This window comes from Acidobacterium capsulatum ATCC 51196 (assembly GCF_000022565.1).
Classification (GTDB): domain Bacteria; phylum Acidobacteriota; class Terriglobia; order Terriglobales; family Acidobacteriaceae; genus Acidobacterium; species Acidobacterium capsulatum.
Window position 1 is genome coordinate 3,123,754 of record NC_012483.1, and the last position, 22,548, is coordinate 3,146,301.

Annotated in this window: 13 protein-coding genes; 8 read left to right on the forward strand and 5 right to left on the reverse strand. The window is 61.3% G+C overall.

Annotated features, from left to right (window positions below; all coding sequences use genetic code 11):
- Positions 1–108: 108 nt before the first annotated feature.
- Positions 109–1,071 (reverse strand): thioredoxin-disulfide reductase, encoded by a 963-nt coding sequence (gene trxB / locus ACP_RS12860; RefSeq protein ID WP_420794748.1) that lies wholly within the window; start codon positions 1,069–1,071, stop codon positions 109–111.
- Between the two features lie 65 nt (positions 1,072–1,136).
- On the opposite strand from trxB, the gene ACP_RS12865 reads away from it, so the two are divergent.
- The 4 genes from ACP_RS12865 to ACP_RS12880 all read left to right on the forward strand — a co-directional run bounded on the left by ACP_RS12865 (position 1,137) and on the right by ACP_RS12880 (position 7,968).
- Positions 1,137–1,337: an allantoinase gene (locus ACP_RS12865; RefSeq protein ID WP_041839564.1), complete on the forward strand. Its 201-nt coding sequence runs from the start codon at positions 1,137–1,139 to the stop codon at positions 1,335–1,337.
- Positions 1,338–1,494: 157 nt separating this feature from the next.
- The gene (locus ACP_RS12870; protein ID WP_015897766.1) at positions 1,495–4,407 is read left to right on the forward strand and encodes an IPT/TIG domain-containing protein; all 2,913 of its coding nucleotides are present in this window, start codon (positions 1,495–1,497) and stop codon (positions 4,405–4,407) included.
- Positions 4,408–4,609: 202 nt separating this feature from the next.
- Positions 4,610–6,034: a DUF3300 domain-containing protein gene (locus ACP_RS17445; protein ID WP_015897767.1), complete on the forward strand. Its 1,425-nt coding sequence runs from the start codon at positions 4,610–4,612 to the stop codon at positions 6,032–6,034.
- A gap of 116 nt (positions 6,035–6,150) precedes the next feature.
- Entirely contained in the window at positions 6,151–7,968 is a 1,818-nt protein-coding gene (locus ACP_RS12880) for a TonB-dependent receptor plug domain-containing protein (protein WP_015897768.1), read from the forward strand.
- Here the strand turns inward: ACP_RS12880 and ACP_RS12885 are convergent.
- Positions 7,934–10,519: an AMP-binding protein gene (locus tag ACP_RS12885; RefSeq protein ID WP_015897769.1), complete on the reverse strand. Its 2,586-nt coding sequence runs from the start codon at positions 10,517–10,519 to the stop codon at positions 7,934–7,936. The two genes, ACP_RS12880 and ACP_RS12885, sit on opposite strands and share 35 nt — an antisense overlap.
- A 15-nt stretch (positions 10,520–10,534) precedes the next feature.
- Positions 10,535–12,001, reverse strand: a complete 1,467-nt coding sequence (locus ACP_RS12890) for an RNB domain-containing ribonuclease (RefSeq protein ID WP_041839565.1) — start codon at positions 11,999–12,001, stop codon at positions 10,535–10,537.
- 173 nt (positions 12,002–12,174) lie between these two features.
- On the opposite strand from ACP_RS12890, the gene ACP_RS12895 reads away from it, so the two are divergent.
- Positions 12,175–12,993: a formate/nitrite transporter family protein gene (locus ACP_RS12895; protein WP_015897771.1), complete on the forward strand. Its 819-nt coding sequence runs from the start codon at positions 12,175–12,177 to the stop codon at positions 12,991–12,993.
- A gap of 24 nt (positions 12,994–13,017) precedes the next feature.
- On the opposite strand, the gene ACP_RS12900 is transcribed toward ACP_RS12895, so the two are convergent.
- Positions 13,018–16,416, reverse strand: a complete 3,399-nt coding sequence (locus tag ACP_RS12900) for an Ig-like domain repeat protein (protein ID WP_169305979.1) — start codon at positions 16,414–16,416, stop codon at positions 13,018–13,020.
- 226 nt (positions 16,417–16,642) lie between these two features.
- Here ACP_RS12900 and pruA point away from each other — a divergent pair, with 226 nt between their 5' ends.
- Positions 16,643–18,238, forward strand: coding sequence for an L-glutamate gamma-semialdehyde dehydrogenase (gene pruA / locus ACP_RS12905; RefSeq protein ID WP_015897772.1), 1,596 nt, complete (start codon positions 16,643–16,645; stop codon positions 18,236–18,238).
- Between the two features lie 63 nt (positions 18,239–18,301).
- Here the strand turns inward: pruA and ACP_RS12910 are convergent, their stop codons facing one another.
- Positions 18,302–18,958 carry a response regulator transcription factor gene (locus ACP_RS12910; protein ID WP_015897773.1) on the reverse strand — a complete coding sequence of 219 codons (657 nt, stop codon included), beginning with the start codon at positions 18,956–18,958 and terminating at the stop codon, positions 18,302–18,304.
- A gap of 318 nt (positions 18,959–19,276) precedes the next feature.
- On the opposite strand from ACP_RS12910, the gene ACP_RS12915 reads away from it, so the two are divergent.
- Both ACP_RS12915 and ACP_RS12920 read left to right on the forward strand, forming a co-directional pair.
- The gene (locus ACP_RS12915; RefSeq protein WP_015897774.1) at positions 19,277–20,929 is read left to right on the forward strand and encodes a response regulator; all 1,653 of its coding nucleotides are present in this window, start codon (positions 19,277–19,279) and stop codon (positions 20,927–20,929) included.
- 6 nt (positions 20,930–20,935) lie between these two features.
- Positions 20,936–22,372: an ATP-binding protein gene (locus ACP_RS12920; protein WP_015897775.1), complete on the forward strand. Its 1,437-nt coding sequence runs from the start codon at positions 20,936–20,938 to the stop codon at positions 22,370–22,372.
- The last annotated feature ends 176 nt before the right edge of the window (positions 22,373–22,548 follow it).

Below are 22,548 nucleotides of genomic sequence, written 5' to 3' on the forward strand. Positions count from 1 at the left end.
AAGTCATGCCCTGTTACAAAACGATTGCTGCACAGGTTTGTCACCAAACCTAAGGGCGTGCGCCGCGGGGTGCGGGCACGCCCCTTGAGTTGCATGCAAGAAATGGTTTTAGCGGCCGTGCTCTTCGAGGAACTTTTCGACTTCGAGCGCGGCCATGCAGCCGGAGCCGGCGGCGGTGATGGCCTGACGGTAACGGCGGTCCTGCACGTCGCCGCAGGCGTAGACGCCGGGGACGCGGGTGTGGACCTGGTCGTGGGTGCGGATGTAGCCGTCGTCGTCGAGATCGATCTGGCCGGCGAACATGCCGGCGTTGGGCTCGTGACCGATGCCGAGGAAGAGGCCGCTGATGGCGAGCTCGGACTCCTCGCCGGTGACGGTGTCACGCAGGCGGACTCCGCGGACATCCTTCTCTTCGACGCCGAGCACCTCTTCCACGGACACATTGGTGCGGAACTCGATCTTGGGGTGGGCCATGGCGCGCTCGAGCATGATGCGCGAGGCGCGGAAGTGGTCGCGGCGATGGAGCAGGGTGACCTTGGTGGCGAAGCGGGTGAGGAAGAGCGCTTCTTCCATGGCGGAGTCGCCGCCGCCGACCACCGCGATTTCTTTTCCGGAGAAGAAGAAGCCGTCGCAGGTGGCGCAGGAGCTGACGCCGTGGCCGATGAGCGCCTGCTCGGAGGGCAGACCGAGCCAACGGGCCGAGGCTCCGCTGGCGATGATGAGCGTGCGCGCGTGGATGACTTCGCGACCGAGGTCGAGCACGAAGGGCCGCTTGCTGAGATCGGCCTTGACGAGATGGCCGAGGCGGAACTGTGCTCCGAAGCGGGAGGCCTGCTTGCGCATGTTATCGATCAGCTCGGGGCCCTGAATGCCTTCGGGCCAGCCGGGGAAGTTTTCAACCAGCGTGGTGATGGAGAGCTGGCCGCCGGGCTCATGGCCCTCCAGCACGAGGGGGTTCAGGTTGGCGCGGGCGGTGTAGATGGCAGCGGTCAGACCGGCGCAGCCGGAACCGAGGATGACTGTATCGAAGATGGCTTCCGTCATGGGCTTATCAATTCTACCTGTTTCCATGGGTCTACCTGCTTCCATGGGATTCACCGGAGCAGCACAACGGTGCAAGCCCTTACCATGAAGACATGGCTAACCTGACGCTTGTGTATGGACTGCGGCTTTTGCCGGAAGATGAGATTGAATCGATTGGCGATGCGCCGATCCAACTGAAGAACGGGAATAGCGCGCGCGTGACGATGCATTATCTGGAAGGCTCGCGCGAGCAGATCGAAGCGCAGTTGCGGCAGAGCATCGATGCGTTTTTTGATTTTTTCCCGGAGATTTAGAGGATCGGCGGATTCCATTTTGGGAATGGGGCTGGCGGGCGGTTTCGTTCTGAAATTGCCGATGGGAATTCGCGGAGAAAAGGGCTCGCGCAAGGCTTGAAACATGGCGAAATAAAGGCGAACCAATCTGGAACCACCGGATTGTGGAGCGCTTGCCATGCGAAAGAGCATGATGGTTTTTGGCCTGCTGTGGGTGGCTGCCGTGCTGGGTGGCGGATGCCGCGCCTGGGCGGGCGGGCCGCACTGGTATGGCGGGTCGGCGTATTTTGACCCGGCGGTGATGGGCCAGCCGATTGTCTGGAAGAACGGCCAGATCACGTATTACACCGACCAGGGAAATTTGAGCGCGACGGTGAGCCAGACGCAGGCCAATTCCATGGTGGCGGCGGCGGCGGCGGTGTGGAGCGGCGTGAAGACGGCCGCGGTTTCCATCGGGCGCGGCGGCAGCCTGGCCGAGGATGTGAGCGGCACCAACGTCTACCAGGGCAGCAACGGGCTGGTGGAGCCGGCCGATATTCAGGCGAGCGATACGGCGGTTCCGGTGGCGGTGGTGTATGACGCCGACGGTTCGGTGATCAATGCGATCTATGGGCCGGGCGCGAGCGCGACGAATGATTGCCAGAACGATGGCGTGATGACGATTGTGGACGGCTTCTCAACGACGGGCTACATCACGCACGCGGTGATGCTGGTGAACGGCCTTTGCACGGCCAACAGCACGGAGATGGCGAATCTGCAGTACCAGATGATTCGCAGCTTCGGGCGGATTCTGGGGCTGGACTGGTCGGACGCAAACGAAGCGATGTTTGTGAACGACCAGATCACCTCAGATGGATTGGCGGGCTGGCCCATCCTGCATCCGGTGGAGCATTTGTGTTCGGGCACGAACGGCGCGTGCATGACAAACGAGACGACGCTGCGCTATGACGACATTGCTTCGTTGAACCGGACGTATCCGGTGACGGCGGCGAATCATGCGATGTATGCGAGCAAGACGCTGACGGCTTCGGCGACCTTCTCAGTGCAGGGGACGATTCGCTTTCGGCGCGGACAGGGGATGCAGGGCGTGAATGTGGTGCTGCGTCCGCTGGTGAGCGGGCAGCCGATTTTGCTGTACACGGTGACGGCCGTGAGCGGGGCAAGCTATGTGGGGGATGCCGGGAATCCGGTGGATGGGAATGAGGATGCGAGCGGGAATCCGCTGAACCGCTTTGGCAGCGACGACCAGACGCTGGAGGGCTATTACGATTTGAGCGGCGTGCCGCTGCCGCCGGGGATGAGCTCTTCAGATTACGAATTGAGCTTTGAGGCGATTAATCCAAACTACGTGGCGGAGTATTCGGTGGGGCCTTATGTGACGGGCCAGGTGACGCCCTCGGGCACGATGCCGGTGATTACGCTGCCGGGCGTGCAGGCGGGCATACAGCTCGAAGAGGATGTGACGATCAGTGATTCGGCCGATGAGTTGCACAGCGGGGATGATGGCACGGAGCAAGCGCCGCTGACGGTTTCTTCGACAGGACAGTGGACGGGCCGCTTGTGCTGCTACGGGCATACGTCATGGTTTCAATGGTGGGCGCGGGCGAATCGTGAGTTCACGGTAGAGGTGCAGGCTCTGGATGACGCTGGTGCGAATACGGAGAACAAGCTGCAGCCGGTGATCGGGCTTTGGAATGGCAACGCGGTACTGGGAACGTCTCCGGTGACGGGAACGCTGCAGCCGTTTAACGGTGCAGTGGCGGGGCTGACGACACTCTCGGCAGTGAGCACGGCGGGCAGCAGCATTCGGTTGGGGATTGCGGATGCGCGCGGGGATGGACGGCCTGACTATGCGTATCGCGGACGGGTGATTTATGCAGACACGGTGAGCCCGGCACGGCTGCCAGCGACGGGCGGGCCGATTGTGATTCGGGGGATGGGATTTTCGCCCAACATGACGGTCACGGTGAATGGCGTCGCCGCGCAGGTGACGGCAGTGACACCGAATGAGATTGATGCCGTGGCTCCGCCATCCAATGGCACGGTAGGCACGGTGCTGCTGGATGTGGAGGATCCGGTGACGCTGGGCGTGGCATCGATCGGGGATGGTTTGGCCTACGATGCGCAGAATGGCGATGGGCTGACGATTTTAGCTGCGCCCTCGGGCGTGGTGCCGATGAACGTGCCGGAATCATTTACGGTTCGCGCGCTGGGACCGAACCTGACGCCAGCTGCGGGAATTCCTGTAACTTTTTCAGTTACAGAAGGGAATGCCGCGCTGGGTTGCGGCGCGACATCGTGCCAGGTGACGACGGCGGCGGATGGAACGGCGACGATTGCGGTGACGGCGAATTCGACGGCGCTGGCGCAAGTGACGGCAGCTCTGGCGAGTGGAGCGGATGTGCTGGCCGAGTTTACGGGGTCGGCTCCGAATTCGATTTATGCGCTAACGCCGAATCTGTATGTGGCGATTGGCGGCACGACGACGTGGTCTCCCTCTGCGCTGGTGCTTGAGAACAGTCAGCCGGCGGCGGGCGCTGGTGTCTTGTGGCAGACGACGAGCAGCGGCGTCTCAATGACTTCGCAGGCAGTCTCAGACTCGAACAGCAACGGCGTGGCTACGGGAAAGTTGACGGTGGGGCCGTTGAATGCCGCCGCGGGCGGGACGGTGCAGGCGTGCGTGGTGGGGAACGGAAGCTGCACGGCTTTTAACATTGTGCCGGTGCATGTGGAGACGGCCGCGATGGAGCCGGTCTCGGGCACGAGCCAGAGCATCGATGAGACCGCGACCCTGGCTCCGGCGGTGCTGGAGGTTACGGATGCGATCGGGCATCCGATGGCGGGAGCGGTGGTGACGTTTCATGAGACGGAGTTTGCGTGGGCACCGACTTGTGCCGGAGACAGCGTGTGTCCGTCGCCGCACATTCTGAGCCAGCAAACGGTGCAGGCTATTTCTGCAAGCGATGGGACGGTGAGCCTGACTCCGATGCCGAACAACGGGCAGGCGGTGAAGCTGGTGGTGCAGGCGACGGTGGGGGCCAGCGCGGAGTACGACTTTGAGCTGGCGCAGAATCCGCCAGTGAATCCGTGATTCTGGAAGAATTTCGAGTAGAAATTGCTCTTATGCCAGCGCGTTTTTACGCACCTTGCGCGGACTGAAATAATCTCGCAACTTTTGGTATGCGGAGTGGGTCTCATGGGACGTGTCTCCCGTTTTGGCGGGGCTTTTCACGAAGCCCAAGCCAGGGAATTGAGGAACGAAGATGAGAACCGGTGGCTGGATGTTGCGCACGATGAAGCAAGAAGGATGGGCGGCAAAAGCGGCCAGCATGTCGCGCCGCGGAATGGCCGTGCTGCTGGTTTACACGATGATTCCGCTGGGGCTGGGTGATGTGTATGCGTTTGGGCAGGAGGCTCCGCCGCCTCCGGATCAGATGTATGACCAGGGGCCCGCACCGCAGGCATATCAGCCGCTGAGCCCGGAACAGCTCGATCAACTGGTGGCGCCGATTGCGCTGTATCCGGATGCGCTGGTGGCGCAGGTGCTGGCGGGGGCGACGTATCCCTCGCAGGTGGTGGATGCGGATCGCTGGGTGCAGTCCTATGGCGGCGCGTCGCCCGAGCAACTGGCCGAGATGGCCAACGGCATGCCGTGGGACCCGAGCGTGAAATCGCTGACGGCGTTTCCGGGTGTGTTGAATAACATGGAGCAGAACCTGGACTGGACGACGCAGCTCGGCAACGCGTACTACAACCAGCCGCAGGATGTGATGAACGCGGTGCAGTACATGCGCCAGGTTGCGTATCAGGATGGACGACTGCGCTCGACTCCACAGCTTTATGTGACCTATGAGCCAAGCTATGTCACGATTGTTCCGGCGAATCCTGATGTGGTGTATGTGCCTTATTACGATCCGTGGACGGTGTACGGGCGCGTGATAGTGGGGCATCCCTGGTATCACTACTACTATGCTCCGCCGCGCGGTGTAGTGTTTGGCGCTTTTGCGATTGGCTTTGGCGCGGGGATTGCCGTGGCGGCCTTTGGACACTGGGGCTGGGGATGCAATCACTGGCACCCGGATTGGCATAACCGCACGATTATCTATAACCGCACGACTTATGTCTCGCGCAGCGTGACGGTGGTGAACCATGGCTACTACGGGCGATTTGACCGTGACGCCAGAGCTCCGGAGTTTAACAGGACGGTTGCGATGCATGCCGCGGTGTATCGCGCTCCCGAACCTGTGCATGGGAACTTTGCGGGTCGCAATGCCATGCAGAACAACATGCGGCAGCCGTATAACCAGAACTGGGCTCGGGAGCGTGGGAATAACCTCCCTCGCTATGAGGCACCGCATGCCGTGGGACAGCCGGCGCGGAATTGGAATCGCGTGGAGACGGACCCGAATATGAACCGTCCGGCACAGAATTGGAATCATGCGCAGCCGCAGAATTGGAATCATGCGCAGCCGCAGAATTGGAATCACGCGCAGCCGCAGAACTTCAGCCGTCCGGCGCAGAGTTTTAATCGGCCTGCGCAGAACTACAATCGGCCTGCGCAGAACTTTGGGCGTCCGCAAGTGCAAGGTGCCCGGCCGCCCGCGCAGAACTGGAATCGGCCCCAACCGGGTAACCGGCCAGCACCGCAGCATCGTGCGCCGCAGGAGCACGCAGTGCATCATGACGAGCACGGCGGAGGGCACGGGCACTGGCGATAAGGCAGCGATAGAACAGATGGAGAGGTTTGGGGGCGGAGTGAATTCCGCCCCCATTTTTTTCTGCTGGTTGTTTGGGGATGACAGTGGGAACGGCTTTGCCGCATGCTGGGAAATGAATGAAGACATGGATAGTGTTGTTTTCTGTTGCGGCTGTGGGATCGTCTGCGCGGGCGCAAACGACTCCTGCGGTGTCTCCGGTTTCGACGACGGTGGTTGTGGTGGGCAGCCCTGAGCCGGTAACGATAGGTGAGACGAACCGTTCGGCGACGGTGCTGAATACGGAGAAGCATCCGTTGGCGTATCAGCAGACGGAAGACTATCTGCGCACGGATGCCTCAGTGTTTGTAGAGCAACGGGGTGCGGGCGGCAGTCAGGCCGATATCTCGATTCGAGGCACGTCGTTTGAGCAGACGCTTGTGCTGCTGAACGGGCTGCGCATCAACGACGCGGAGACCTCGCATAACAATATGGATATTCCGGTGCCGCTGGCGGCGCTGCGCAGCATTGATGTGCTGCAAGGGGCGGGCTCAACGCTGTATGGCTCGGATGCGATTGGCGGCGTGGTGGATTTTGTGACGGCGAAGCCGAAGCACGACTCACTGCTGCTGCGGGCAGGTGGTGGAAACTATGGTGAGAATGAGCAGGAGGCCGTGATGGCGGCGGTGGGCAGCAAATGGTCAGAGCTGCTCGCGGGAGAGCGGGATTTTTCTTCCGGCTTTATGTATGACCGCGATTATCGCGATGAAGAAGCCAGCTCAGAGTCTCGCTATGACAGCAGGCTGGGCGAGAGCGACATTCTGGTAGCGGGAGACGATCGCGCATTTGGCGCGAATAATTTTTATGGCAACTATCCCTCGTATGAGCGCACGAAGGGATGGTTTGCATCGATGCAGCAGGCGCTGGGCCAGCACACAGATGCGGCGTTTGGCTATCGCAGGCATACGGATGAGTATGTGTTGTTCAGGAATGATCCTGCGATTTATGAGAACAACCACATTGACACGAGCTGGCAGGCTGCTCTGCGACGCCATGATGCGGCTGGACGCGATACGCGGCTTTTTTATGGGTTGGAAGCGGATGGGGACGGGATTCACAGCAACAACCTGGGCGTGCATGCGCGCAACTGGGGCGCGGGGTATCTGGATGCCGAGGTGCAGGCAGGGCGCGCGAGCCTGAGCGCGGGGCTGCGGCAGGAGATTATCAGCGGAGGGTATTTCATCACGAGCCCGATGCTGGCGGCGGGATATTTTGTGACGCAGAAGATCAAGCTGCGCGGCAATGTCGGGTATGGGTTTCGACTGCCGACGTATCTCGATCTTTATTACAGCGATCCGGGCACGATTGGGAATCCGCACTTGAAGCCGGAGTCTGCGTGGAACTTTGAGGGCGGCGCGGACTGGTTTGCGAATGCGCGGCTTTATGTGGCATCGACAGTTTTTTATTCGCGACAGCATGATGCGATTGATTACACGCGCGCGACGGCGAGCGATCCTTACCAGGCGACGAATCTGACAGGGTTGAGCTTTGTGGGCTGGGAGAACAGTGCGGTGTGGCAGCCGGATGATGCGAACGAAATGAAAGCTTCATGGACGCTGCTCTCAGGCGCGCAGAAGGCACTGCATGGATTGCAGTCGGAGTATGTGTTCAATTATCCGGTGAACAACGCGAGCCTGGAAGGCACGCATACGTGGGCCGCGGGGTACATGGTGCATTCCCGCATTGGAGTGACGGAGCGGTATGAGAAGAGCCCGTATGCGGTGTGGGATCTGGCGGGTGCGCGCGATGTGGGCCGCTGGCGGCCGTATGTGCAACTGACGAACATTACGAATACGGGCTATCAGGAAGTTTATGGCGTGCAGATGCCGGGACGCGCGGTCGTTGCGGGGTTAGAGATTTCGCTTACACGCGGGGCTCGCCGAGCAGAGAAGCCATAGCGGCGTGCAGTTGCTCTGTGATGGATTCGGCGGATGTGGTGGGATCGAAGTGAAGTAGCTGGCCTACGCGCATTTCGATGGAGCCGGAGTGAAACCCTCGGGCTGAGCGTGGTGCGCCGTATCCGGCAAGCGCGACAGGAAGCACGGTGGCCTGTGTCTGCTGCACGAGCAGGCCGATGCCGGGACGGAAGGGCGCGAGATGGCCGCCGGTCTGGTGTCCCTCAGGGAAGAGGAGCACGTCGAAGCCTGAGTCAAGCGCGCGGCCCGCGTGTTCAAAGCTCTGCCGGAAGCCCGCGCCGCGCGGTAAGGGAAAGACATTGAAGAGCAGCGTGACAAGCCAATACACCAAGGGGCCGGTGAGTGAGGGCATCCAGAGGTCTTCTCCGCGACGCTGGCGCCAGCTGGAGAGGATGTCTGCCGCCATGGCGATGGAGATGCGGCGCCGATGCGCAGGTGGCAGGCCATAGAGCACGAGTGCGGCGTCGTAATTGTTGACGTGATTGGCGATGATGAGCAGTGGCTTTGAATTGGATGAGGCCGGAGGCCGCTGCGCGCGTGGGGCGGCGAAAAGCCAGACGAGCGGGCGGAGCACGCACTCCAGAAATGCATTGCGCAGCAGGCGGGCCGGGTGCGTCCAGGGCCAGCGCGGATAGATATCTGGCAGGGCCTGGTGCGTGGATTTGGAGAGAGCGGGTGCCTGTTCCGGCAGAGGGTGGGAATTTGTACCTTCTATGGATACGTATTGCAGGCCGAGTGCTTTGCGGAGATCGCCGAGGGTAACGGCTTGCTGCAGTGCCGCGTCCTCTAATGTGCGGCCGAGCTGGAGTTCGAGCTTTTCCTGAAGCTGGACGCGGCCCAAGCTATCGAGGCCGAAGTCTTCCTCCAGACGGGAGTGGTCGCTTAAATCTGCGGGAGTGCGCGCCGTGATGGAGACAATGGCCCGGGTGACAGGATCTTCGTTGGCGGATGGGGATTGGGCTTCGGGCTGGTTGGGCTGATTGGGCTGATTGATCCATTCGATGAGGGTGCGACGTTGAATTTTTCCTGTGGCGGTGCGGGGCAGATCGAGTTCGGGCCAGAGCTTGAAGTAGCGGATGCGCTGATGGCCAGCGAGTGCGGCGTTAGCGGCGAGGATGGCCTGCTGCGCCTCTTGAGGAGAGCCGCGGAAGACGAGCACCGCAGCGGGCTCGCTGCCGTTGGGTACGGCATGCGGCACGACGGCGCATGACGCGACGCCGGGCTGCTGCGAAAGCACGGATTCCACATCCTCCGGATGCACGTTCATGCCGGAGGGGGTGACGATGAGCTGATTTCTGCGGCCCAGAAACTGGAGGTTGCCGGAGGCGTCTTCTTTGGCGAGATCGCCGGTGGCGAGCCAGGGTGACTCATTGGAGCGCAGCGCTCCCTGCTGCCAGGTAGCACTGGAAATCATGTCGCCGCGCACGAGGATTTCTCCTTCTTCTGTGAGGCGTACATCGCGGCCGGGAAGCACCTTGCCGATGGTTCCGCGGCCGGGGCGGAAGGGATGATTGAGGGTGATGAGGGCGGAGGACTCGGTCATGCCGTAGCCCTGAATGAGCGCGAAGCCCAAGGTGATCCAGAAGGATTCGAGGTCCGGAGGCAGAGAAGCTCCGCCGCAGACAAAGGCCCAGAATTTGTAACCAATAAGAGAGTGAATACGGCGGAAGCGCCACCAGCGCTTCCAGACGCTGGAATTTTGCGCGGCCTGGAGCTGAGTGACAAGTTCAGGATCGCGGTCGAGGAGATGGCTGCGCAGGATATCGAGCACGCGTGGCACGGCAACGAGCAAAGAGATGCGCTCGTCATGGATGGTCTGGATGATATGGCTTGCCTGAAGACGTGAGTCGAAGTGAACCTCCGCGCCGAGGAGGGGCGGAATCCAGAGTCCCATGAACTGGCCGAAGACATGGCTGAGGGGCAGCGTATGCAGGAATCGCAAAGGATGCACGATGCGTTCGTAGCGCAGGTATTTCTGAATCTCGCGTTCAATGGGCGCGAGGCTCGAAACCATGTTGCGATGAGTGTGGACAATGCCTTTGGGCTCGGCGGTAGTGCCGGAGGTGAAGAGGATCTGCATTGGCGTGTCTGGGCCGACGGAGGGGTCCGTTGTGCTGCTTTGCGCGGCGGGCAACGCGGACGGGAAATCTGCGAATGCAAGCGCAGGAGCGTTTGGGGCAGGTAGACGCTGCAGGAGTTCGTGATCGCCGGCGATGAGGCGGGGATTGGTTTCGCGCAGGATGCGCTGGGTGAACTCCGTGGAGCCGGCGGCGTCGAGAGGAACGGCGAGGACGCCGCGCTGCATGCATCCGTAGAAGGCGCCGATCCATTCGGCGCTGTTTTCTCCCCAGAGGATGACACGGTCGCCGGGGCGAATTCCGCGGCGGAGAAGCTCTGCGGAGAAACGATCAGACAGAGTTACGATTTCCGCGTAGCTGGCTTTGTAACGGCGCACGCCGCGATGACTGACCACGGCTGTCTCGTTGCCGCGTTTGCGGTAATCGTCGAGCAGCGTAGTCAGCGTGTATCGCATCGGGACAAGCCCCCCTCAGGCGCGCGCGAAGTCGATGAAGCCGCGGTACAGGTCGGTGCGAATGAGTTTCACGTGGAGGCGGTCGCCGACATCAAGCCCCTTCTGGCCCTGGACCAGCATGCCATCGACATGCGGCGCGAGGGTGCGGACGAAGGTTCCATAGCTGTTGACGCCGGTGACCACAGCGTTGAACTGCTGGCCGATGCGGCTGGACATGACGACGGCAGCGATTTTTTTGTGCATGTCGCGCTCGAGCTTGCGTTCCGCATCGCCCATGAGTGTGCAGCGCGCTGCAATGGCGGCGAGCGCGGCTTCGCTGTAGGGCGACGCCTGACTTTGCAGGATGGCCTTGAGCAGGCGCTGCGTGACGAGATCGGTATAGCGGCGGTTGGGCGCGGTGGAGTGGGTGTAGTCCTCAACGGCGAGGCCGAAGTGGCCGATGGGGGGATCGTTGGGCTGCTCGGCGACGTACTCGCCGGGACCCATCAGCTTGACGACGGCCAGCGAAAGGTCGGGGAAGTGTGTGGGATCTTTGGAGCGCTGCTCGCAGAGGAATTCATTGAGTGCTTTGGCGTCCGGCTCGCCTGGAAGTTTGGTTCCAAGGGTGGCGGCGAGATCGACGATGCGATTCCAGCGTTTGGGCGTGCGGACCACGCGGCGGATGGAAGAAAATTTATGCGCCGAGAGGAAGCGGGCGACGACGCCGTTGGCCGCGATCATGAAGTCTTCAATGAGTTCGCTGGCGGGATTTTTCCTGACGGGCAAAAGATCGACGACGTGCCCATCTTCGATGACGGGCGTGCTCTCTTCCATATCGAGATTGAGCGCACCGTGGCGCGCGCGCTCGCGGCGCAGGCGCTCTGCAATCTCATGCTGCAGGCGGAGCTGCTCCTGCAGGTCAGGATTGGCGAGCTTGCCCTCGGCCTGCGCCTTGCCCTCAAGCCATGCGCCAACGGCACGGTAGGTGAGCTGGGCGCGATTGTTGACGAGGGCGGGGTAGACTTTGGACTCTTCCACGCACTCGTGCTCGTTGACGGTGAACTCGATGATGAGCGCGGAGCGGTCCTGATTTTCAAGCAGAGAGGTGAGGCCCGCGGAAAGCTGCTCGGGCAGCATCATGAAGGTGGCAACGCCGGTGTAGACCGAAGTGGTGTTGTGCTGGGCGTGACGGTCGAGCGCGGAATTCAGAGGCACGAGGCGAGTGACATCCGCGATGCCGACGCGTACCCGAACGCGGCTATCGGGCAAACGCTCGGCTTGCTCGATCTGATCGAGGTCGCGTGAGGTGTCGTTGTCAATGGAGGACCAGAGCAGGTGGCGCAGGTCCTGCGTGCCGGGAAGATCGGACTGAGGCGGCGGCGATGCCAGCTCGCTTTGCAATTCCTGCAAGGCGGGTTTGGGGTAATCGGGCTCAAAGCCCCGCGCGACCATCGCCTCACGGGCGGCGGCTACCAGATGAGAGTCTGAAAAGCTTTTAGACATAAATGCCGGCAAGTGGTTCGACATTTCACGCTATCACGCGGTGCAGGCTCGTGTTAATTGCTGTGTTTCGGGAATGCCCGAATACTCGCTTTGCGTATGGTGCATCAAAGATTCCACTCACGTGACTCTTTGGATGCGGCTCATGGAGAAGTCACGAGGGTAAGGAGAACGGTATGGCGCTTCGTGATTTGAAACTGGAGCCGGCGGCGGACAAGGGAGAGTCGCAGCAGCTTGACCTGGACCGGCCCACAGCGGTGGAGATATTTGAGCAGGTTGCGCGGAATGCCCGGCATGAGCTGAGGCGCACCAATCTCACACTGGCGCTTTCGGGTATGGTGGGCGGGCTGACGATGGGCCTGACGGCTCTGGGCGTCTCCGTGGTGAGCGCGAGGCTCGGCACGAGCGATATTGCGCAGACGATTGCGTTTCTACTTTATCCGCTGGGTTTTATTGCCGTGATTCTAGGGCGGGGTCAACTGTTCACGGAGAACACGCTGTATCCGATTGCGTTGATTCTTGCCGAGCGGCGGCATGTGATGAGCACGGCGCGGCTGTGGGCGATTGTGTTTCCTGCCAATGTTGCGGGCACGCTACTGTTTGCTCTGCTGGCGGTTCGCACGAACGCGCTGGACCCTTCAGTGGTGCATGCCTTGACGCAATTAGGGATGGAAGCGGCTGCGCCGTCGATGGGCCACATCTTCTGGAGTGGAGTGATTGGTGGCTGGATTATCGCGATGGTGGCGTGGCTGGTGAGTGGCAGTCATTCGATCACGGGATCGGTTGCGGTGATCTGGATGTTTACGTTCATTGTCGGGCTGGGACATTTTGCGCACTGCATTGCGACCAGCGGCGAGATTATTTCGGCTGTGCTGAATCACGCGCTGCCGTGGACGCAGTATTTGCGGTGGATTGTTCCGGCCACACTCGGCAATATCAGCGGCGGAGTTGTGCTGGTGACATTGTTTGAGTATGGCCAGACCAAGCTGCGTTGAGTCGTCTTTGCGGGGCGGTGAACTCTATGTGACGTTCACCGTCAGGTAGCTCTTCTGGGTGGTGGTCTGGGAGCCGGAGGTGACGGCGGTGGTGATGGTGAATTGGAGCGATCCGGCAGGTGTGACGGTGCTGGACGGGGGCAGGGAGCTGGAGATTTTTGTGGTGGAGCAGCCGAGGCCCGCGAGACCGATTCCGGCGAGCAGGAGGAGCGAAAGCATGCGGCCGCGGAGACGGCGGTTGCCGCGCCAGCCGAGCGGGGTGAGACAAAGCAGCATGCCGAGGAAGACTTCGCCACCCTTGCGTTGGAAGGGATCGCGCGTGTTGCGGGAGGTGGTGGAAGCGCCGGTGGTGGTGATGGTGAGGGTTGTGGTTCCGGCGCCGTTGACGGTGGTGGGGCTGAAGGTGCAGGTGGTGCCGGTGTTGGCCGGTGCGTCGCAGCCAAATTGCACGGCGGAGTTGAGTCCGCCAGTGGCGGCGACGGTGTAGGTGATGGTGCCGCTCTGGCCGGGCGCAAGGGTGAGGCTGGTGGCGCTGGGCGTGACGGTGTAGGACTGCACGGTGAGAGTGAGAGGGCTGGAGGTGGCGGCGCTGAAGTTTGTGTCCCCCAGGTAGGCGGCGGTGAGGCTGTGGTTGCCCCCGCCGAGATTGGTGGTGATCAACTGCGCGGTGGAGAGGCCCTGGCTGGTGGCAAGTGTGGCCGAGCCGAGGATATTGGTTCCGTCATAGAAAACCACGGTGCCAGTGGGCGCGGCGGTCGTGGTGGCCGTGGTGGTGGAGGAGCTTGCGGCTTCGTTCACGCTGGCTGTGAGGGTGACGGGGGTTCCGGCAAGGACGACGCTGGAGGAACTGGTGAGCGTGACGGCGGAGCTGGCGCTTTGCGCGGTGAGCACGAGCGGCGCGGAGGTGCTGGTGAGCCAGTTGTCGTCGCCGGAGTAAATGGCGGTGATGGTGTGGGACTTCACCGTGCTATCGAGCGTGACCTTGGAAAGTACGGCCTGATTGTTGACGAGAGCCACAGCGGCGCCGAGTGCGGTGGTGCCGTCGTAGAAGGTCACGGTTCCGGTAAAGCTCGGCGAGGTTCCGCTGGTGGGGCTCGCCGCGGAGATGACCGCAGTGAAGGTTTCAGGACTGCCTGCGGTATAGGTGGCGGGCAGCGCGGAGAGCGTGGTGACCGTGGAACCTTTGCCGGTGGTGAGCGTGATGGGGTTGGAGGTGGCCGAGGAGTAGTTGTTGTCTCCGTTATACGAGGCTGCGAGCGTGTGGGAGCCGCTGGTGGTGATGGGAATCTGAAGCGTGGCGGTGTAGCTTGGGCCCGAGCCATTGAGCGTGGCCGTGCCGGCGACCGCGCCGTCGAGCACAAAACTGATGGAGCCGGTGGGCGCGATGGTTTGCGAGGACTGGATGGTCGCCGTGGCAGTGATGGTGCTGCCGATGGCCGGCGAGAGCGTGGAAGAGCTGACGCTGAGGCTGGTGCTGAATTTGGTGGAGAGCACGGTTACGGGGCTCGAGGTGTCGGTGGTGTAGTTGCTGTCTCCGCTATAGACGCCGGTGATGCTATGGCTGCCGGCGGCGAGGGTTCCGAGCGTGGCGGAGACCTGGCCGCTGCTCAACTGCTGCGGCGAGCCCACCTGCACGGATGAGCCGGTGAAGTTGTCATAGAACGTAACGGTGCCAGTGGGCACGGGGCCGCTGCCGGTGGCGGCGGCGACAGTGGCGCTGACGGTGACCTGCGCGCCGGGCGAGACATTCTGATAAGACGGCGAGAGCGTGATGACGGATTGCTGCGTTCCTGTGGCCTGCGCGGAGGCAAAGTGCTCGACGAGGGCAGAGGCGTCGAGCGAGCCGAGTCCGGTGGCGAGGTCGTAGCCGGGACTGGCGGAATATCCGTTGCCATTGAGAGTGGTGTTGCCGGTCACGATGTCATGAAATACGCCTTGCTGGCGCCGCGCCAAGGTGTAGAGCACGGGCGCGGCATTGCCTTCGGGGCTCGCGTTGGCCTGATCGACGAGCGCCATGATTCCGGCGAAGATGGCCGCGGAAGCGGCCGTGCCGCTCTGGGCGGCGGTGCAGACCCTGCCGGAGCATGCGGCGAGATTATCGGCGGCGAGAGCGATGTCAGGCAGGTAGCGATGGCGGGTCACGGAGCCATCGGGGTCGGATGCTGGAACTCCGGCGGCAACCTGCCAGGAGGGCGCGGGGATGAGGGTGCTGGCTCCGCCACTGCCGGCGAGGCCGTTCTGGTTCCAGGCGGATTCGGCACTGGAAGAGATGAAGTTGCTGCCGCCTACGGCGACGTTGTAGGGCGTGGCGGCGATGGCGTTGACTCCGGTGCCGGATGCGGAACAGTTTGCGCCGGCGTTGCCGGTGGGGACGACGACGGTGATGCCTTCCGCAGCGGCCTGGGCGAAGAGGGACGTGTAAAAGGCTGCGTGCTGCGAGGCGATCGCGGATTCGCAGGCAGCGGCATCGACGAGCAGGATGGGCGCGAGATCATGATCGACCGCATAGGCGGCGGAGAGATCAATGCCATCGGTGCTGGCGGTGCTGGGCGAGACGATGACCTGGATGGAGGCTTGAGGAGCGATGGCTCCGGCCCATGCGGCGGCGAGCGTGGCCTGATTGCTGAAACTTGCGGGAGCAGCACCGTTGAGGACGGTGGTTGCCGGGGCGGCAGGCAGCGAGTGCGCGGCGCGAAAGGCGGCGAGGCTGGTTGCGTCCACGGGAGCGCGGGCGGCGATGGCGATGGATTCGCCTGTACCGTTGAGGCCCTTCGCATAGAGCGGCGCTAGGTTGTAGGCAGAGACCAATTGCGCGGGCGTGATAGGCGTAGTGGAAGACAGTGGAAGCGTGGCGGGGGTGGTGGCTTCGATGCCGGAGATGCTGACGAATCCCGCTATGGCCGGGGCAAGATTTGCCGGTGCGGAGAGCGGCACGGCATTGGCATAGCGGGTGTCGCCGCCGGCGCGGTAGCTCTCGATGCGAGTGCGGAAGGCCTGCTCCATGTTGGCAACGGTGCCGGAGATTTCGATCCACTGATGGCCCTGGGCGACCGCATCTACGGTCAGCCCCTGGCCGGTGAGCCATGTGGTGAGAGCCGCGACAGTGTCGCTGGAGGGACCGAACTGCTGGCCGTACTGAGCCGGGGTGAGCCAGTGATGGAACGCGGGCGATGCGGAGTTGTTGACTTCACCGAGAAAGGTCTGGAGTGCCGCGGACTGAGATGCCGAAGGCTGCAACAGGAGGAGCATGTGGTCGAGGCGCACGTTTTGCGGAGCGGCCCCGAGGGAAGTCGCCTGCGAGGCCAGCAGAGAGGTGGAGTGAGGCAGGGTCTGGTCGGCCGTGGTCTGCGCAGAGGCAAGCGAGGCCAGGAGCAGGCAGAAAAACACGGGCGGCAGCCAGTGCCGGATGGAAAGGCGTCTCATCGCGTATGGAAAACCCTCGTAAAGCATTCGACCGCAGCGTGTTGCGGTGGCTTCTGTCGATTGTGCCACCTGTTGGAAAGTGCTGTCTGTAACCCGTTCGGGCCGCAACAGGCACTTTTTGGTACTGTTTCGCCGGGGATTGCGGGGAAGGAGGAATGGGCGTTCCGAGGGTGCGTGTGATGGGCTTCACACCTTCCATGGCTGGAAAGAGGTACACTTTTCCGTTATGGCTACCGCACAGATTGCTACCAATATTCGTCCTCGTTCGCCGCAAGGCGAGTTTCGCAATGAGCCTTTTACCGACTTTTCAAAGCATGAGCACGCGCATGCCATGCGCGAGGCGCTGACGCGCGTGGGCGACCGGCTGGGTCATGAATATGACCTGATCCTTGGCGGAGAGCGGCTGCGGACGAAGGAGAAGATTTCTTCGATCAATCCGGCGCGGCCCGCGCAGGTGGTGGGAGTACACCAGAAGGCCGGTGCGGAGCATGCCGAGCAGGCGATGCAGGCGGCGCTGAAGGCGTATGAGACGTGGCAGTATGTTCCGGTGGCGGAACGGGCTTCTCTGCTGCTGGAGGCGTCTGCGCTGATTCGCGAGCGCAAGTTTGATTTTTGCGCGTGGCTGGTCTTTGAAGTCGGCAAGAACTGGGCCGAGGCCGATGCGGATGTGGCCGAGACGATCGACTTCCTGGAGTTTTATGCCCGCGAGGCGCTGCGCCTGGACGCGGCGACGACGCCGATTCAGTATCCGGGCGAGAAGAATGAACTGCTTTACATTCCGCTGGGTGTGGGCGCAGTGATTCCGCCGTGGAATTTTCCGTTTGCCATCATGGCGGGCATGACGGCGGCGGCGATTGTGACGGGGAACACGGTTGTGCTGAAGCCTTCGAGTGACTCGCCGACGATTGCGGCGCAGTTTGTGGAGGTGCTGGAGGAAGCCGGTATTCCGGCGGGCGTGGTGAACTTCTGCCCGGGCTCGGGCGCCACCTTTGGCAACGCGATTGTGGAGCATCCGAAGACGCGCTTTATCGCCTTTACGGGATCGAAGGAAGTGGGACTGGACATTCATGAGCGCGCCGCCCGCACGAAGCCGGGCCAGATCTGGATCAAGCGGACGATTCTGGAGATGGGCGGCAAGGACTCGATTATTGTGAGCGCCGATTGCGATCTGGATCAGGCGGTGCAGGGCGTGCTGGCCTCAGCCTTTGGCTTTAGCGGGCAGAAGTGCTCGGCCTGCTCGCGCGCGATTGTGGATGAGTCGATCTATGACGTCTTTCTCGACCGCCTGCGCGAAGGAGTTGAGGCCTGGAAGGTAGGCGATCCGTCGAGCAACGCGAAGATGGGCCCGGTGGTGAATCGCGGCGCGATGGAGAGCATTCTTGGCTACGTCGAGAAGGGCAAGAAGGAAGGCCGCTTGCTGGCTGGTGGAAACGCGATCGAGACGCCGGAAAAGGGCTACTATGTGGAGCCGACGATCTTTGCCGATATTCCGGCGAAGGGTGTGCTGGCGCAGGAGGAGATCTTCGGGCCGGTGCTGGCGGTGATTCGCGTGAAGAACTTTGACGAAGCGCTGGAAGTGGCCAACAACACGGAGTATGGCCTGACGGGCGCGCTCTACAGCACGGACCGCAACAAGCTGGCCATTGCGCGGCAGCGATTTCATGTGGGGAATCTTTATTTCAACCGCAAGTGCACGGGCGCGATGGTGGGGGCGCATCCTTTTGGCGGCTTCAATATGTCGGGCACGGATTCCAAGGCGGGCGGCCCGGATTACCTGTATCTCTTTACGCAGGCAAAATCGGTGGCCGAGAAGCTCGGATAGTCGGGGTATTTTCAAGTATGGAAAGCGGCTCGATCCCCAGAGATCGAGCCGCTTTTTTCCGTGCTACGGGGTCTGCATCAACAGATCGCCGATGGCATTGGCTGCGTCGGCGAGCATGCGATGGTGAATAGTGAAGAGCGCGAGTTCGAGGCGGTCGGAGACACCGGTTTTGTCGTAGATGCTGCGCAGGTAATTCTTGATGACCTGCTCGGTGGTTCCCAGACGCTGGGCGATTTCGCGATTCTTGCAGCCCTGGATGATGAGCGCGACAATCTTCATCTCTTTGGGAGTCAGACGGTCCCGGACGCGGGCCCCTACGCTGTCTTCTTCCATCTCTCCTGCTTCGCTCCCGCTGACGCGAACGTTGCGCTCTCCGCGAGCGACACGGCGTGCACAGTCAATGAGATTGGGTCCACTGATGGAGCGATGGATGACGCCATCGACGCCAGCCTGGAAGTAGGATTGGCTGGACTCTCCATTTTCAGCCACAAGCAAACAGCGGCTGGAGGCGAGGCGGGCTCTTTCTACTACCTGGGGGACCTGTAATTTGAGAGAAGTGGCGAAGATAACGGTTGCACCGCGGAAGGTTTCCATGGCGGGGAAGATTCTTTCCGGCTCTGAGCATTGAGCAATGATGCGGAAATCATCTTCCATGGCGAGTATTTTGGCAGTTCCTGCACGGAAAATAGCCTGGCTATCAGCCAAGATAACTTTATTCATCGTCAGCCCCTTGTCGCGTGACGTAGAAAATCGGCAATGGTACTACATGGTTAAGTCCTCATGCGCTTCAGCGATTGGCTGCTGCTGAAGATAAAAGCGCAAGAAGATGCCTTCTTTGGGCATTTGAGAATCTGTCTGCCTTTTTTCGGATAGCGAACTATATCCACTCAGCCGCCAGCCGTGTGCAGTTAACGAGAAAACCAAGGTGAATCGGGAACTTGTCGTATCTATACAACAAGAGTTATTGGAAAATAAGTACCCCAAAGGTGGGATGGCGTAAACGGTTTCAGGGGGAGTAGCGGCTGGTATTGTGGAATTATGGCAAAGCCAGTGATTCTTGCGGTGGATGACGATCCGAACGTGCTGGAGGCGGTGGTTCAGGATCTGCGTCGTAAATATGGGGCGGAGTACCGGGTGCTGCGGGCCGGTTCAGGACAGGCCGGGCTGGACATCAGCCGGCAGTTGCAGGAGCGGGGGGATGCGGTTGCGCTGTACCTGTCAGACCAGCGGATGCCGGGCATGTCTGGCGTGGAATTTCTGGAGCGGGCCCAGACTCTTTACCCGGAGGCGCGCCGTGCTCTGCTGACCGCTTATGCGGACACGGAGGCGGCGATCCGGGCGATCAATTCGGCGCGCATTCACTACTATCTGACGAAGCCCTGGGATCCGCCGGAGCAGCAGTTTTATCCGGTCATCGACGACTTGCTGGTTTCGTGGAAGCAGGGCTACCGGCCTCCGTTTGAAGGGCTGAAGGTGATTGGGCCGCGCTGGACGCTGATGGATCATCAGGTTCGGGATTTTCTATCGAGGAACCAGGTTCCTTATCTGTGGCTCGATCCGGAGCGGGATGAGCAGGCCACACAACTGCTGCGAAAGCATGCGCTGGACGACCGGAAGCTGCCGGTGGTGATCTTTCCGGACGGCAGCTCGATGGCGCAGCCTGACCTGCATAGCCTGGCCGAGAAGGTGGGTCTGCGAACTCAGGCCAAGGCTGAATACTACGACGTGGTAGTGGTAGGCGCGGGTCCGGCCGGGCTGGGCGCGGCGGTGTATGCCGCTTCGGAGGGGTTGAGCACGCTCATTCTGGAGCCGGAGGCTCCTGGAGGCCAGGCCGGGAGCAGCTCGCGGATTGAGAACTACCTCGGTTTCCCCTCGGGAATTACGGGGGCCGATCTGGCACGGCGCGCCCATACGCAGGCGACCCGGTTTGGCGCGGAGTTTTTAACCCAGCGCGCTTCAGGCCTGCGAGCTGAGGGGCAGTATCGTTTTATCCAGATGGCCGATGGGCGCGAGGTGAGCTGCCGGGTGTGCCTGCTGGCACTGGGGGTCCGCTACCGGAAGCTGGATGCTCCGGGGATCGAATCGCTGACCGGCAAAGGTGTCTATTACGGTGCGGCGCTGGTCGAGGCGAGGTCCTGCAGTGACGAGGACGTGTACATTGTGGGAGGAGCAAACTCCGCAGGGCAGGCGGCGATGCATTTCTCGAAGTTTGCCCGAAGAGTGACCATGTTGGTGCGCGGCGACTCTCTGGAAAGCAGCATGTCAAAATATTTGATCGATCAGATTGCTGCCACATCCAATATTGAGGTGGAGACTCACACCCGGGTGGTAGAAGCCCGCGGTGAGGAGCGGCTGACCAGCCTGCGGCTGGAGACGCCCCAGGGAGAAGAAACGCGGGAGGCTTCAGCGCTGTTTATTTTCATTGGAGCCGCTCCGCAGACCGATTGGCTGCCGCCCGCGATTTTGCGGGACATGAATGGATTTGTGCTGACCGGGCCTGATCTGCGGTTGCAGGGGAGTTTGCCTGAGTCATGGAAAGAAGACCGGGACCCGTTTCTGCTGGAAACCAGCATGTCAGGAGTTTTCGCGGCCGGGGATGTTCGGCACGGATCCGTGAAAAGAGCGGCTACCGCTGTGGGGGAAGGAGCGATCGCGGTCCAGTTTGTGCATCAATACCTGGCGCGGTACTAACGATTCATGCTCAGTCAAGGCATCGAAACCAAAATGATTCCGGGAAGCGAGCTGCTTCCTTTTCTGCAGAAGGTGAAGGGCTTTCAAGGGCTCAAGGCCGAGGACCTGCAATGCATCGACGAGGTGCAGATGATGCAGGTGGCCAAGGGGCAGAATGTTTACAACCAAGGTCCTCATGAGCTTTCTTTCTGGCTGCTGATTGAGGGTCAGCTGCAGATCTTCAAGGAAGAGGGCGACGGCTCCCGGAGCATGATTGCGACTCTCGCCAGCGGGGAATCGTTTGGTGAAGTTCCACTGCTCAGTGGCGCGCAGAGCATCATGGCCACTTGTCACGCGGTGGAAGCCAGCACGCTGATCCGGATGGAGAGCGAATCGTTCTGGCATCTGCTTGGAACGTGCCCCACCGTGCGGCGGACGATTCTGCAGAATATGTCGCACCGCTCTGGCGCCTACAACGCATTGCAACTGCAACGGGAAAAGCTGGTTTCGCTCGGTATGCTGGCAGCCGGTTTGATGCATGAGTTGAATAATCCGGGCAGCGCCGCGAAACGGGCTGCGGCGCAATTGCGGGAGTCATTGCAGACCCTGCCGGAGGTCTGCCTGCGGCTGAGCCAGATCTCTCTGAATCCGAAACAAATCGAGTGCATGCGCTATCTGCAGAATGAGGTGATGGCGCACACCAAGCCGAAGCCGGCCAGTTCTCTGGAAGAGTCAGATGCGGAAGAAGAGCTAGCCCAGTGGCTTGAGGAACTGGGTGTGCAGGATGCGTGGAAGCTGTCGTCCACTCTGATTTCGGCAGGCTGGCGGCGCAAGGACATGGAATGCACGCAGGGCACGTTTCAAGACGAGACGCTGGCCGAGACGCTGCGATGGCTGCAAGGCTTCATTGATAGCATGCAGGCTGTCTCCACCATCGAAGAGAGCCTGGCACGAGTGACCGACCTTGTGCTTGCAGTCAAACGTTACGCCTACGAAGACAAAAGCACCCTGCACGAAGTCAATGTCCACGAGGGTATCTACAGCACCCTCACCATCCTTGGACACAAGTTGCGCCACAAACAGATCCAGATCACCAAGCTCTTCGACGCGAATCTTCCCAAAGTGAAAACGTGCGGGCGTGGGCTGAACCAGGTGTGGACGAATCTACTGGACAACGCGATTGATGCGGCTCCCGAGGGTTCCACGCTGACGGTGCGTACGTGGGGTGAGCCGGGCTTTGTCTGCGTGAGCATTACGGATCAGGGGCCGGGCATCCCGGAGCAGGAACAGAAGCATATCTTCGAGCCCTTCTACACGACCAAGCCGGTGGGTGTGGGTACAGGGCTTGGTCTCGACATCGCGCATCGCATCGTAACGGGGCAATACCAGGGGAGCATCTCCTTTGCGTCGCAGCCGGGATCAACGGAGTTCACGGTGCGTCTGCCGATCGTCAGCGCGAATTAATTTTTTCTAATTCACTTTCTCTCTGTGCTGCTTTGCGCGCTGAGCGCGGAGGTGCGCGAGCATCCAGACGGCCGTCCCTTCACTCAAGAGAACTTCTCCCTCGCCGATACAGACCTTGACGCATGTTCCCCGCATGAACCCTTGCCCTTGAGGCGAGCGAGGGTATCAGTCAAAGA

What these genes read in the sequence shown, in the direction of transcription:
- ACP_RS17445 (WP_015897767.1), top strand. Translation starts at nt 4,610, where the DNA reads ATGAAGCAAGAAGGATGGGCGGCAAAAGCGGCCAGCATGTCGCGCCGC.
- ACP_RS12865 (WP_041839564.1), top strand. Translation starts at nt 1,137, where the DNA reads ATGGCTAACCTGACGCTTGTGTATGGACTGCGGCTTTTGCCGGAAGAT.
- ACP_RS12915 (WP_015897774.1), top strand. Translation starts at nt 19,277, where the DNA reads ATGGCAAAGCCAGTGATTCTTGCGGTGGATGACGATCCGAACGTGCTG.
- ACP_RS12895 (WP_015897771.1), top strand. Translation starts at nt 12,175, where the DNA reads ATGGCGCTTCGTGATTTGAAACTGGAGCCGGCGGCGGACAAGGGAGAG.
- ACP_RS12910 (WP_015897773.1), bottom strand. Translation starts at nt 18,958, where the DNA reads ATGAATAAAGTTATCTTGGCTGATAGCCAGGCTATTTTCCGTGCAGGA.
- ACP_RS12900 (WP_169305979.1), bottom strand. Translation starts at nt 16,416, where the DNA reads ATGAGACGCCTTTCCATCCGGCACTGGCTGCCGCCCGTGTTTTTCTGC.
- ACP_RS12920 (WP_015897775.1), top strand. Translation starts at nt 20,936, where the DNA reads ATGCTCAGTCAAGGCATCGAAACCAAAATGATTCCGGGAAGCGAGCTG.
- ACP_RS12890 (WP_041839565.1), bottom strand. Translation starts at nt 12,001, where the DNA reads ATGTCTAAAAGCTTTTCAGACTCTCATCTGGTAGCCGCCGCCCGTGAG.
- ACP_RS12885 (WP_015897769.1), bottom strand. Translation starts at nt 10,519, where the DNA reads ATGCGATACACGCTGACTACGCTGCTCGACGATTACCGCAAACGCGGC.
- ACP_RS12880 (WP_015897768.1), top strand. Translation starts at nt 6,151, where the DNA reads ATGAAGACATGGATAGTGTTGTTTTCTGTTGCGGCTGTGGGATCGTCT.
- trxB (WP_420794748.1), bottom strand. Translation starts at nt 1,071, where the DNA reads ATGGAAACAGGTAGAATTGATAAGCCCATGACGGAAGCCATCTTCGAT.
- ACP_RS12870 (WP_015897766.1), top strand. Translation starts at nt 1,495, where the DNA reads ATGCGAAAGAGCATGATGGTTTTTGGCCTGCTGTGGGTGGCTGCCGTG.
- pruA (WP_015897772.1), top strand. Translation starts at nt 16,643, where the DNA reads ATGGCTACCGCACAGATTGCTACCAATATTCGTCCTCGTTCGCCGCAA.